We start from the raw sequence: 11,900 nt of genomic DNA, 5'->3' as shown, positions 1-11,900 counted from the left end.
CCGGCCCGTGGAACAGGCGTGGACACCATGCGGACGCTGCTCAACCTGGTCTGGCTGGTCTTCCAGGGCTGGATCCTGGCCCTCGCCTACGCCCTGGCGGGCCTGATCGCCTGCCTGCTGGTGGTGACGATCCCCTTCGGCATCGCCGCCTTCCGGCTGGCCGGCTTCGTGGTCTGGCCGTTCGGCCGGACGACGGTGCGGGCGCCCGGGGCCGGCGTCGCCTCGGCCCTGGGCAACCTGGTGTGGTTCCTGGTCGCCGGGTGGTGGCTGGCGCTGGTGCACATCGCCAGCGGCATCGCGTTCTGCCTGACGATCATCGGGATCCCGTTCGGGATCGCGTCGTTCAAGCTCGCCGCCGTGGGCCTGTTCCCGCTGGGCAAGCGCGTGGTCGAGACCGATCCCCCGCGGGACTGGCTGCACGCGGGCAGCGGCGTGGTGCAGGCGCCGGCCGTCCGCTGAGCCGGCGGGCCGGGCGAGGCCTCAGGACTGCGGCGCCTCGTCGGTCCAGCGGGCCAGGAACTCCTTCTCGTCGGGGGTGAGCCGGCGCGGCCGGTTGATCGAGAAGTCGAAGGGCACCAGCAGCGTGCTGCCGGTGACCGCGAGGTGGTCGTGGTCGAAGGCCTCGTAGTGGCAGCTGAAGGCGGCCGCCCGGATGCCCGACACCCAGATCTGGACGTCGAGCGGCCGGGGCGAGTAGACGACCGGGCGCTTGTACTGGATGTCGTGCGCGGCGACGACGGTGCCGCGGCGCAGGCCGGTGCGCTCCTCGAGCGAGGCCCGCTCGAAGAACAGGTCGACGCGGGCCATCTCGAAGTACTGCAGGAAGACGACGTTGTTGACGTGGCCGTAGGCGTCCATGTCCGACCAGCGCATCGGGACCTGCACCGTGTACCGCACGGCCGACACCCTGCCGTACGGCAGCCGCGGGCGCGCAGACGCCTCGGGCACGGACGCCGACGGCCGGCCGGAGCGCGTGCTCCGACCGGCCGTCGGTGAGGTGCTGCAACGGCCCCGCTGCAGGGTCCCGCGCCGGGCCTGCGAGGCGTGGGGGGCAGCGGGGTCCTCGTTCAGTCGCGGGTGAGCTTGCGGTAGGTCGCCCGGTGCGGTCGCGCCGCCTCCGGGCCGAGCCGCTCGACCTTGTTCTTCTCGTAGTCGGCGAAGTTGCCCTCGAACCAGAACCACTTCGAGTCGCCCTCGTAGGCGAGGATGTGCGTCGCCACGCGGTCGAGGAACCACCGGTCGTGGCTGACCACCACGGCGCAGCCGGGGAACTCCAGCAGCGCGGACTCCAGGCTGGTCAGCGTCTCGGTGTCGAGGTCGTTGGTCGGCTCGTCGAGCAGCAGCAGGTTGCCGCCCTGCTTGAGGGTCAAGGCGAGGTTGAGGCGGTTGCGCTCACCGCCGGACAGCACGCCGGCCGGCTTCTGCTGGTCGGGCCCCTTGAACCCGAACGCGGCGACGTAGGCCCGCGAGGGCATCTCGACGTTGCCCACCTGGATGTGGTCCAGGCCGTCGGAGACGACCTCCCACAGCGTCTTCTTGGGGTCGATGCCGCTGCGGTTCTGCTCGACGTAGGACAGCTTCACCGTCTCGCCGACCTTGATCTCGCCGTCGTCCGGCTTCTCCTCGCCGACCAGCATCTTGAACAGCGTGGTCTTGCCGACGCCGTTCGGGCCGACGACGCCGACGATGCCGTTGCGCGGCAGCGTGAACGACAGGTCGTCGATGAGGACGCGGTCGCCGAAGCCCTTGGTCAGGTCCCTGGTCTCGACGACGACGTTGCCCAGCCGCGGGCCCGGCGGGATCTGGATCTCCTCGAAGTCCAGCTTCCGGAACTTGTCGGCCTCGGCCGCCATCTCCTCGTATCGCTGGAGGCGGGCCTTGCTCTTGGCCTGGCGGGCCTTGGCGCCGGAGCGGACCCACTCCAGCTCCTCCTTCAGGCGCTTCTGCCGCTTGGCGTCCTTGGCGCCCTCGACCTTGAGCCGGGCGGCCTTGGTCTCGAGGTAGGTGGAGTAGTTGCCCTCGTAGGGGTAGGCGCGGCCGCGGTCGAGCTCGAGGATCCACTGGGCCACGTTGTCGAGGAAGTACCGGTCGTGGGTGACCGCGACGACGGTGCCGGCGTACTTCTCCAGGTGCTGCTCCAGCCAGGCCACGCTCTCGGCGTCGAGGTGGTTGGTGGGCTCGTCGAGCAGCAGCAGGTCGGGCGCCTCCAGCAGCAGCTTGCACAGCGCCACCCGGCGGCGCTCACCACCGGACAGGACGGTCACGTCGGCGTCCCCGGGCGGGCAGCGCAGCGCGTCCATGGCCTGCTCGATGCGTGCGTCGAGCTCCCAGCCGTCGTGGTTCTCGATGTACTCCATGAGCTCGCCCTGCTCGCCGAGGAGGGCGTCGAAGTCGGCGTCGGGCTCCCCCATCGCCGCGCTGACCTCCTCGAAGCGGGTCAGCGCGTCGCGGAGGGGCTTGACCGCCTCCTCGACGTTGCCGCGCACGTCGAGCTCCTCGTTGAGCGGCGGCTCCTGCAGCAGGATGCCGACCGTGGCCTCCGGCGCCAGCATCACGTCGCCGTTGGAGGGCTGCTCCAGACCGGCCATGATCTTGAGGACGGTCGACTTGCCGGCACCGTTCGGCCCGAGCACGCCGATCTTGGCGCCGGGCAGGAACGACAGGGTGACGTCGTCCAGGATCACCTTGTCGCCGTGCGCCTTGCGCGCACGGACCATCGTGTAGATGTACTGAGCCACTGGGCTTCGAGGCCTTCCGTCGTTCGCGAGTGGAGGGCGGGCCGGCCGACTACCGGCCCGCCCCCGTGCGTGCTCCCGTCCGATCCTCCCAGCCTCGACGACTAGACGTGCGCGGGCTCCGCGACGGGATCGGTGGGGTTCGTCCCGTACAACGCCTCGGGACCGTCGACGTAGTCCCGCCCGGACACCAGCTCGCCGGCCTCGCCGCCGAACGCGTCGTCGGCGGGCGCCGACGGGACCGGCCCCTCCTCCGCGCTGCGCGCCGGCCGGCTGCGCTTGAACAGGGCCGTCCCGCGGTTGAGGTTGGGCCCCACGGCGGTGGCCCGGATGCGCGGCACGCTCCGCCGGCCGTTCTCGCTCTCCCAGCTGTGCGTGCTCAGCGTGCCGTAGACGATGACGGGGTCGCCCTTGCTGACACTGCCGGAGACGTTGCCGGACAGCTCGTTCCAGCACTCGACGTCGACCCAGAAGGTCGTGCCGTCGACGAACTCCTGGGTGCGGCTGTCGAACCGGCGCTGGGTGGACGCCATGCGGAAGTTGGTGACGGGGTTGCCGCCGTCGGGGCTGAAGCGACGGGGCGAGTCGACGACGTTGCCGACGACGGTGACGTGGGTCTCGTTCACGGTGCTCCTCGGGTCTGCGCGGCGCCGGGACGGCGCGGCCGGCGCGGTGCCGGTGTGCCGTCGACCCTCGGCTGCGGGCACCCCGGAGAACAGCGGACCGGGGCATCTGTGGACGACCCGGCCCCCTGTGGACGACGCTGCCGACACCGCGGCGACCGCGTGCTGCACTCCCCGGGTGACCGCCTCACCTCCTCCGCCCGCGCACCGCCCAGGCGCGCGCGGAGAGCCGCACGACCCCGTCGGCCCCGACGGGCAGCCGTCGTCCGACCTCCGCCCGCAGCGCGGTCCGGTCGGCCTCGGCCAGCGAGGCCACGTACGCCGGCGCCGGCCCGGTGCCGCCGAGGAACGGCGTCCAGTAGTCGTCGAGGTCGCAGAACACCGTCGGGACGACGATCTCCCGGACCGACACGTCGGCCAGGCCGGCCCCGGTGAAGAGCGTGTGCAGGGGGTCGGGGGCGCAGCCGGGGAACCGGACCGCCTCGTCCAGCGCCCGGGCAGCCGGGTCGACCGCTGCGGCGGCGTCCCAGAACAGCCGGATCAGCTGCATGCCCTCGGCGTAGTCCCACACGTACGCGCCCACAACTCCCCCGGGCCGAGCCGCGCGGGCCATCTCGGCGAGCGCGGCGGCGGGCTCGGGCACGAAGTTGAGGACCAGAGCCGAGACCACCGCGTCGACCGATCGGTCGGCCACCGGCAGCGCCCGCGCGTCGCCTTCCCGGAACGAGGCCCGGGGGTCTCGGACGTGCGCGGTGGCGTGGCCGAGGAAGGCCGCGGAGGGGTCGACGCCGAGCACGCTCTCCGGCGCGCAGGCGGCGAGCACGGCCTCGGTCAGCGCGCCGGTGCCGCAGCCCACGTCGAGCCACCGCAGCCGGCCCGGCACGGCGAGCCAGGCCAGGAACCGCCGCGCGACCGGCCTGCTCCACCGGCCCACGTAGGCCTCGTACTGGGTAGCGCCGGCCCACGAGCCCGGCGCCACGACCGGCTGGTCCACGGCGGCCTCCCCACGCAGGGCGGCGGTTGCGCAGCAGATCGTCGTCCCGACCGACGGTCGGCACCAGAGGCGGGTGGCCCCTGGCCCGTCGGCGGACCGGAGGGGCGCCGGGGGTGCGATGATCGCCCCCGAGCGCCCGTAGCTCAGCGGATAGAGCAGGTGCCTTCTAAGCACTTGGTCGCAGGTTCGATCCCTGCCGGGCGCGCCCAGCGCACCGCCCGGCGGCGGCGGTGGCGCGACCGGACCCGGCTAGCAGGGACCTCCGCCGGTCGGTGCGACACCGGCGGCCAACGCCTGCGCAGCCTCCGGTGCAGGTGCCTCCCCCGGCACCGCGTCCAGCACGACCGTCCCCTCGTACGTGGTCTGGACCTCGCCGTCCACCACGACGTCGCGCATCTCGAGGAGCCCCCGGGCGCCCTGGAAGCCGTCCCTCCCACCGGTGACCGGGTGGGTGCAGGCACCTTCGATCAACGTCCCCGTGGCCGGGTCGAACGTCGCCCACTGGACGTAGTCGAACCGCAGGTCACCGGTCGGCTCGTCCGCCCCGCAGTTCGCGTCGAGGTCCACGTCGACGCAGCCCACGAACCGCTCGGTGCCGGTTCCGATCACCAGGGAGTCGGACTCGTACAGCGGGTCGAACGTGAGGATCCAGAAGTCCCCCAGCAGCCCTCCCTCGCTGCGGTAGGAGTTCTCGCCGACCAGGCTCTGGGTGCCCTCCACGTGCAGCGTGGTCGGCCCCTCCGGAGCGGCAGCCGCCGGAGCCGCGGTCGCCACGGACGAGCAGGCGATGACGAGGGCTGCCAACGGGGTGCTCCGCAGTGCGGCGTTCATCGATCTGCGCTCCCCTCGATGACCACGGAGCGCCGTTCCGACCGTTCCAGGCCATCGACGACGAGACGGTCGCCGGACGTTGCCGCGGGGCGACCTCGACGTGCAGAACAGAGCGACAGGAGAGGCGCACCGGAAGTCGGGCCGGAGGACGTCGATGACCTGCGTCCGGGATGCTAGGCCGGTCCACCGGCCTCGACGGCCCGGACGGCGACCGCGGACGGCGGCGTCCCGGTCGATCCCCGTCGGGCACAGCGGGTCACACCGGTGCGCACCAGGCGCCTGACGCGCGGTGACGCGGCGCACCTCTCCCGCCACCGCCGCCCCGTCCTGCACGCCCGCCTCGGCGGTCACCTCGGGGAGTTCCGGAACGGGTACGTTGCGCCGACCCGGGTGCACGCGCGGCTCCGCGCCTCCCGTCGAGCCGCCGGTGGAGGCAGCAGTGAGACAGCGCGTACCCGTCCTCGGGCTGATCGCGGCCCTGTTCCTGGGCGGCCTCGTCGGCGCCGCGCCGACCCCGGCCGCGGCGGCGACGACGTCCGGCCAGGTGGTGACCGTCTCCGCGCCGTCGGCGACCAGCACGTACGCGACGGTGGAGGCGTGGTCCCGCCAGCCCGACGGCCGGTACAAGCGGGTCGCGCGCTTTCCGAACGCCCGGATCGGCTCCGCGGGCATGGGCGCGGCCAGCGAGAGCGTGGCCCGCACCCCCGTCGGCCAGTTCCGGCTCAACCAGCCCTTCGGGATCAAGCCCGACCCGGGCGTCGCCGGCTACCACCGGGTCGACCGCAACGACGTGTGGACCGGCTCGACCGGCTCGGTGATCAACCAGCACCGGCGCTGCGCCCCGGGCACCTGCCCGGCCAGCTACGGCTCGATCGAGCGGCTGAGCAACTACCCGGGCGCCTACGACTACGCCGCCTTCATCGGCTACAACGCGCCGTCGCCCTACGGCACCGGCGCGGTCCGCGGGAAGGGCTCGGCGTTCTTCCTGCACGTGAAGAACTCGCGGGCCACCGCCGGGTGCGTGGCCGTGTCCTCGAGCCAGATGGTGTGGCTGCTGCGCTGGCTGCGCGCCGCGCAGAACCCGACCATCTCGATCGGCGTCGGGTCGCGGGCCTACGCGCCCATCCCCAAGCGCTACGTCTGACCCGCCGAGGCGGTGACCCGGGACCCCGGCGCCACCGCCCGGCGTCGGGTCAGCGGCTCCGCTCGGCCGGCGGCACCCAGCCGATCGCCGGGGCCACGTGGCGCACGATCGTCTCCAGCAGCCGGGCGTTGTAGTCGACGCCCAGCATGTTCGGCACCGTGAGCAGCAGCGTGTCGGCCTCGCGCACGGCGGCGTCCTTCGCCAGCTCCTCGGCCAGCTGTTCGGGCTCGCCGACGTAGCTCTTGCCGAAGCGGGCCCGCACGCCCTCGAGCAGGCCGACCTGGTCCTCGCCCGAGCGCTCCCCGAAGTACTGCCGGTCCAGGTCGGTCACGATCGGCATCACGCTGCGGCTGACCGACACGCGCGGTGTCCGCTCCCAGCCGGTGTCGGCCCAGGCCGCCCGGTAGCGGGCGATCTGGTCGGCCTGCAGCTCGTCGAAGGGCACGCCGGTGTCCTCGCTGAGCAGCGTGGAGCTCATCAGGTTCAACCCCTGCCGGGCGGTCCACTCGGCGGTGGCGCGGGTGCCCGACCCCCACCAGATCCGCTCGGGCAGCCCCGGCGACTGCGGCTGGATCGCCAGCCGGCCGGCCACGCCGCCGGTCATCCGCGGGTCGGCGTCCACGACCGGCTGCCCGGCGATCGCCGCCAGGAACAGCGCGGTCTTGTCCCGGGCGAGCTCGGCGTCGGACGAGCCCTCGGGCAGCACGTAGCCGAACGCCTCCGAGCCGCGCAGCGCCGTCTCGGGTGACCCGCGGCTGACGCCCAGCTGCAGCCGGCCGTCGCTGAGCAGGTCGGTGGCCGCCGCCTCCTCGGCCATGTACAGCGGGTTCTCGTAGCGCATGTCGATGACGCCGGTGCCGATCTCGATCCGGCTGGTCCGCGCGGCGATCGCGGCCAGCAGCGGGAACGGCGAGGCCAGCTGCCGGGCGTAGTGGTGCACCCGCACGAAGGCGCCGTCCACCCCGAGCTCCTCGGCGGCCACGGCCAGCTCGACGCTCTGCACCAGCGCGTCCCGGCCGGTGCGCACCTGCGACCCGGGGATCGGCTGCCAGTGCCCGAAGGACAGGAACCCGATCCGCTTCTCCACTGCGTCCACGCCCCCCGGAGCACCGCGGGGAGCGGGTCTGTTCCCGGCCGGTGGGGGACCTCACAGGGACGGTCGCCCCCGCTCGCGAGTCCCACCCACCCCTCCTGCCCCACCGCACACGGCTCATCACGCTCTGTGTCCGATCGACCACGACTCTCCGCTGACGGGTTCCGTCACTTCGCGGCTCCGGTCCCGCACCCTGTCCAGGTGACTCTGAGCGCCCCCGACGTACCGCGGCCCCGGGCGGGGACCCGCGGACCCGCCGCCGGCTCGAGGCTCCGCGCCATCGACACCCTGCTCGCCGACCGCGGCCAGCTCTTCCGCGCCCTGTTCCTCGAGGCGCCGATCCCCAAGGCGCTCGTCGACCTCGACGGGCACCTCCTCGTGGTCAACGAGGCGCTGTGCGAGCTCACCGGGCGCACGCCCGAGGACATGGTCGGCCGGCACGTCGACCTCCTCGCCCACCCCGACGAGGCGCCGGTCCCCGACCTCCCGCCGGACACCGAGACGGCGCTGGACCCGTGGCTGCGGCTGGACGGCGAGCGGCGGCTGCGCCGGGCCGACGGCGAGGAGCTGTGGGCGCAGCAGTCGCACCAGGTCATCCACACCAGCACGGGGGCGCCGCACTTCGTCGTCCTGTCGCTGGTCGACGTGACCGACCGCCGCCGCGCCGAGGAGGACCTGGTCCGACGGGCGTTCACCGACCCGCTCACCGGCCTGCCCAACCGCCGCGCCCTGGGCGACCGGCTCAACCACGCGCTGGCCCTGTCCCGGCGGCGGGGGCTGCAGGTGGGGCTCGTGCACCTGGACCTCGACCGGTTCCAGGCGGTCAACGACGTCCTCGGCCACGAGGCCGGCGACCAGCTGCTCACCCAGGTGGCCGACCGGCTGCGCTGGAGCACGCGGGTCGAGGACACAGCCGTCCGGCTGGGCGCCGACGAGTTCCTCATCCTCGCCGAGGACGTCGAGGACCTCGACGGCCTGCGCGCGCTCGCCGACCGGCTGCTGTCGGTGCTCGACGACCCGTTCCTCATCGGCGAGCGGGAGATCGTGCTGTCGGCCAGCGTCGGGCTCACCCTCGGCTCCGACGTCGCCCCCGACGACCTGCTGCGGCAGGCGCACAACGCCCTCACCCGCGCCAAGGCCGACGGCAGCCGGGCCCGCATCGAGGTGCACGACGGGGGGCTCAGCGACAGCGAGGTCGACGCGCTCCAGCTGGAGGCCGACCTCCGGCACGCCCTGGAGGCCGACGAGCTGCGGCTGTTCTACCAGCCGATCGTGTCGCTGACCGACGAGACGCTGCTCGGCTACGAGGCGCTCATCCGCTGGCAGCACCCCACCCGCGGACTGCTGCCGCCGGGCGCGTTCCTCGACGCCGCCGAGAACAACCGGCTGACCTCCCGGCTCGGCGCCTGGGTGCTCCGGCAGGCGTGCCTCGACGCCGCCGGCTGGCCCGTCGGGCTGCGGGTCCACGTCAACGTCTCCGCCCGGCACCTGGCCGAGCCCGGCTTCGCGGACCTGGTCGCCGAGGCGCTGGCCGAGTCGGGGCTGCCGCCCGAGCGGCTCGAGCTGGAGATCACCGAGTCGACGGCGCTGTTCGCCGCCGAGGCCACGCTGCAGGCCGTGTCGGAGGTGACCGACGCCGGCGTCACCCTCGCCCTCGACGACTTCGGCACCGGCTACTCCGCCATCACCGCGCTGCACCGGCTGCCCATCCACACGGTGAAGATCGACCGCTCCTTCGTCGCCGACGTGGTCACCGAGCCCTCGACCGCGGCGCTGGTGCAGGGCCTGCTCCAGCTCGGCCTGGGCATGGGCCTGCAGGTCATCGCGGAGGGCATCGAGGACCTCGAGCAGGCGCAGTGGCTGCGCGAGCACGGCTGCGCGATGGCCCAGGGCTACGCCTTCGGCCGGCCCGCGCCGCTGCCCGGCTCCGGCCCGGCGTCCGAGGACGACGAGCTCGCCGGGACCCTCCCGCCGGGCACGGTCACCGTGGAGGACGTGCTCGCCGCCGAGCAGCCGGCCGAGCCCGCCGTCGAGCCGCCGGTGACGCAGCTGATGAGCGTCGAGGAGCTGACCGCCGAGGGGCTCGCCGCGCACGACCTCACCGGCCACGACCTCAGCGGCCACGAGCCCGCCGGGGACGACCCCGAGGGCCGGCCCGCCGACCCGGAGTAGCCGGCGGCGGTCAGGCGCGCGGCAGGGCAAGCGGAACCGGTCGCTTGGCTGCGCGGCCGTCCCCGGAGGACCGGCCGCGCAGCCGGCGGGCGATCCACGGGGCGACGAAGCCGCGCACCCAGGCGGCCTCCTCGGCCATCGCCGCCCGCAGCGCCCGCCGCGGCTGCGGCGGCAGCGGGGTGCGCCAGTCGTCGCCGACCGGCAGCCCGAGCGCGGTCGCGGCGGCCAGCGCCGTCCTGCGGTGGCCCTCGTCGGTGAGGTGGATGCGGTCGGTGTCCCACATCCGCCAGTCCTGCAGCCAGTCGGCGCCCCACTGGTCGAGGACGACGGCGCCGTGCCGGGCCGCGATCGACCACAGCGAGGCGTTGAAGACGGCGACCCGCCCGCGGGTGCGGCGGATGATCGGCGTCTGCCGCGGGTCGACACCGGTCGCCAGGAGCACGTCGGCGCCCGCGGCCCGGAACCGCGCGACGGCGTCCTCGAGGGTGGCGGCCAGCCGGTCGGGGTCGGCGCCGGGGCGCAGCAGGTCGTTGCCCCCGGCGACCAGGCTCACCAGGTCCGGCCGCGCGGCCAGCGCCACCGGCACCTGCTCCTCGACGACCTGGTCCAGCAGCCGGCCTCGGACGGCGAGGTTGGCGTACTCCAGGTCGCCGTCGGCGGTGGCCGCCAGGTGCTCGGCCAGCCGGTCGGCCCAGCCGCGGTACTCCCCCGGCCGCCGCGGGTCGGGGTCGGCCAGCCCCTCGGTGAAGGAGTCGCCGAGGGCGACGTAGCGGCGCCAGGTGGTCCGGGAGGGCTCGAGCTGCACGCTCCCCACTCCAGCACGGGTTCGGCGCGGGAGCCGGTCCCGGGTGTGGTGACCGACCCCACAGCCCACCCGACCTGCGACGACGCGACCATGGAGGCATGCGGACCGACGTCGCGGCGACGATGACCATCTCCTCCCCGGCGCCGGCTCCGGCCCTGCTGCAGGTGGCCGTCGCGGCCCCGCGCGAGGAGCGGCTGACCGTGCTCTGCGACGGCCGGCCGCTGCCGGTCGAGGAGTTCGCCGTGGGCGAGGCCCGCGTGCACCGGGTGGAGCTCGCCGAGGGCACGACGACGGTGGCCTACACCGCCACGGTCGACGGCGACGGACCGCCCCGGCCGGTCACCCCCGCTGCGTGGGTCGAGGCGCTGCGGCCCAGCCGCTACTGCCCGTCGGACCAGCTGGAGGGCTTCGCGGCAGGCGAGTTCGACCGCACGATGCCGCGCGCGGAGCTGGTGGAGACCGTCGCCGGCTGGGTCCACGACCGGCTCACCTACACCGCCGGCGCCAGCCGCCCGGTCGACACCGCCGTCGACACCCTGCTCACCGGGCGGGGGGTGTGCCGCGACTACGCGCACCTGACCGTCACCCTGCTGCGCGCGCTGGAGGTGCCGGCCCGGCTGGTCGCCGTCTACGCCCCCGGGCTGGACCCGATGGACTTCCACGCCGTCGTCGAGGCCGACGTCGACGGCACCTGGCACGTCGTCGACGCGACCCGGCTGGCGCCGCTGCGCTCACTGGTGCGCATCTGCTCGGGCCGGGACGCCGCCGACACCGCGTTCCTGACGACCCTGGGCGGGGTGGCCCGGTTCGAGTCGATGACGGTCACCGCCACCGTCGAGGGCGAGCTCCCGCAGACCAGCACGGCGCCGCACCCGCTCCCCTGACGAAGGACCACCCTGCCCCCCACCGCTCGCAGGCTCGCGGCGGGCCCCTGCAGGATGGCCACGTGCGGACGACGAGCAGCCGGGAGGTCTACCGCAACCCGTGGATGCGGGTGCGGGAGGACACGTTCGAGCTCGCCGACGGCTCGCCGGGCCTCTACGGGGTGGTGGAGAAGTCGCACTTCGCGCTCGTGCTGCCCTACGCCGACGGCGGGTTCTGGCTGGTCGAGCAGTTCCGCTACCCGGTGGGACGGCGGGCCTGGGAGTTCCCGCAGGGCACCTGGACCCCCGGCACCACGGGTGACGCCGAGGAGCTCGCCCGCGCCGAGCTGGCCGAGGAGACCGGCCTGCGCGCGGGGTCGCTGCGCCACCTGGGCCACCTCGACCTCGCCCCGGGGCTGTCCACCCAGGAGTTCGACGTCTGGCTGGCCACCGACCTCACCGCCGGGCCGACCGCGCGGGAGGCCACCGAGGCCGACATGCGGCAGGCGTTCGTCCCCGAGCCCGAGCTGCGCGCGATGGTTCGGTCGGGCCGGTTCACCGACGGGCCGAGCCTGGCCGCCTACGGCCTGCTGCTGCTCGACCGCGGCTGAGTCCGCCCCTGCATGGGTCCGTCCCCGGT

At 74.3% G+C, this 11,900-nt stretch carries 12 protein-coding genes and 1 tRNA gene; 6 read left to right on the top strand and 7 right to left on the bottom strand.

Annotated elements, in window-relative coordinates:
• Window positions 1-27 precede the first annotated feature (27 nt).
• On the top strand, window positions 28-459 hold the full coding sequence (locus ACI789_RS00220) for a YccF domain-containing protein (RefSeq protein WP_457006403.1): 432 nt from the start codon (window positions 28-30) through the stop codon (window positions 457-459).
• Between the two features lie 21 nt (window positions 460-480).
• On the opposite strand, the gene ACI789_RS00215 is transcribed toward ACI789_RS00220, so the two are convergent.
• The 4 genes from ACI789_RS00215 to ACI789_RS00200 all read right to left on the bottom strand — a co-directional run bounded on the left by ACI789_RS00215 (window position 481) and on the right by ACI789_RS00200 (window position 4,352).
• Window positions 481-897: an acyl-CoA thioesterase gene (locus tag ACI789_RS00215; RefSeq protein ID WP_456921094.1), complete on the bottom strand. Its 417-nt coding sequence runs from the start codon at window positions 895-897 to the stop codon at window positions 481-483.
• Window positions 898-1,067: 170 nt separating this feature from the next.
• On the bottom strand, window positions 1,068-2,738 hold the full coding sequence (gene ettA / locus ACI789_RS00210) for an energy-dependent translational throttle protein EttA (RefSeq protein WP_457006144.1): 1,671 nt from the start codon (window positions 2,736-2,738) through the stop codon (window positions 1,068-1,070).
• Between the two features lie 101 nt (window positions 2,739-2,839).
• Complete coding sequence (locus ACI789_RS00205) at window positions 2,840-3,361, bottom strand: single-stranded DNA-binding protein (protein WP_457006143.1); 522 nt, start codon at window positions 3,359-3,361, stop codon at window positions 2,840-2,842.
• Window positions 3,362-3,545: 184 nt separating this feature from the next.
• Window positions 3,546-4,352: a class I SAM-dependent methyltransferase gene (locus ACI789_RS00200; RefSeq protein WP_457006142.1), complete on the bottom strand. Its 807-nt coding sequence runs from the start codon at window positions 4,350-4,352 to the stop codon at window positions 3,546-3,548.
• Window positions 4,353-4,484: 132 nt separating this feature from the next.
• On the opposite strand from ACI789_RS00200, the gene ACI789_RS00195 reads away from it, so the two are divergent.
• Window positions 4,485-4,557 (top strand) — tRNA-Arg (locus ACI789_RS00195).
• A gap of 44 nt (window positions 4,558-4,601) precedes the next feature.
• Here the strand turns inward: ACI789_RS00195 and ACI789_RS00190 are convergent.
• A complete protein-coding gene (locus ACI789_RS00190; protein WP_457006141.1) occupies window positions 4,602-5,183 on the bottom strand; it encodes a hypothetical protein in 582 nt (193 codons plus the stop codon).
• Window positions 5,184-5,622: 439 nt separating this feature from the next.
• On the opposite strand from ACI789_RS00190, the gene ACI789_RS00185 reads away from it, so the two are divergent.
• Window positions 5,623-6,327, top strand: a complete 705-nt coding sequence (locus tag ACI789_RS00185; RefSeq protein ID WP_457006140.1) for a L,D-transpeptidase family protein — start codon at window positions 5,623-5,625, stop codon at window positions 6,325-6,327.
• Between the two features lie 49 nt (window positions 6,328-6,376).
• Here the strand turns inward: ACI789_RS00185 and ACI789_RS00180 are convergent, their stop codons facing one another.
• Window positions 6,377-7,423: an LLM class flavin-dependent oxidoreductase gene (locus tag ACI789_RS00180; RefSeq protein ID WP_457006139.1), complete on the bottom strand. Its 1,047-nt coding sequence runs from the start codon at window positions 7,421-7,423 to the stop codon at window positions 6,377-6,379.
• A gap of 198 nt (window positions 7,424-7,621) precedes the next feature.
• On the opposite strand from ACI789_RS00180, the gene ACI789_RS00175 reads away from it, so the two are divergent.
• A complete protein-coding gene (locus ACI789_RS00175; protein ID WP_457006138.1) occupies window positions 7,622-9,592 on the top strand; it encodes a putative bifunctional diguanylate cyclase/phosphodiesterase in 1,971 nt (656 codons plus the stop codon).
• Window positions 9,593-9,602: 10 nt separating this feature from the next.
• Here the strand turns inward: ACI789_RS00175 and ACI789_RS00170 are convergent, their stop codons facing one another.
• The gene (locus ACI789_RS00170; protein ID WP_457006137.1) at window positions 9,603-10,397 is read right to left on the bottom strand and encodes an SGNH/GDSL hydrolase family protein; all 795 of its coding nucleotides are present in this window, start codon (window positions 10,395-10,397) and stop codon (window positions 9,603-9,605) included.
• Window positions 10,398-10,495: 98 nt separating this feature from the next.
• Here ACI789_RS00170 and ACI789_RS00165 point away from each other — a divergent pair, with 98 nt between their 5' ends.
• Both ACI789_RS00165 and ACI789_RS00160 read left to right on the top strand, forming a co-directional pair.
• Window positions 10,496-11,281, top strand: a complete 786-nt coding sequence (locus ACI789_RS00165) for a transglutaminase-like domain-containing protein (protein ID WP_457006136.1) — start codon at window positions 10,496-10,498, stop codon at window positions 11,279-11,281.
• A gap of 62 nt (window positions 11,282-11,343) precedes the next feature.
• On the top strand, window positions 11,344-11,871 hold the full coding sequence (locus ACI789_RS00160; protein WP_457006135.1) for an NUDIX domain-containing protein: 528 nt from the start codon (window positions 11,344-11,346) through the stop codon (window positions 11,869-11,871).
• Window positions 11,872-11,900 lie beyond the last annotated feature (29 nt).

This window comes from Geodermatophilus sp. SYSU D00965, from assembly GCF_054050075.1.
Note: the sequence above shows the minus strand (reverse complement) of the source record. Positions and strands in the feature narration are given on the sequence as shown.

Bases quoted from the DNA above. Each gene is read 5' to 3' on its own strand.
- ACI789_RS00190 (WP_457006141.1), bottom strand. From the start codon at position 5,183: ATGAACGCCGCACTGCGGAGCACCCCGTTGGCAGCCCTCGTCATCGCC.
- ACI789_RS00165 (WP_457006136.1), top strand. From the start codon at position 10,496: ATGCGGACCGACGTCGCGGCGACGATGACCATCTCCTCCCCGGCGCCG.
- ACI789_RS00220 (WP_457006403.1), top strand. From the start codon at position 28: ATGCGGACGCTGCTCAACCTGGTCTGGCTGGTCTTCCAGGGCTGGATC.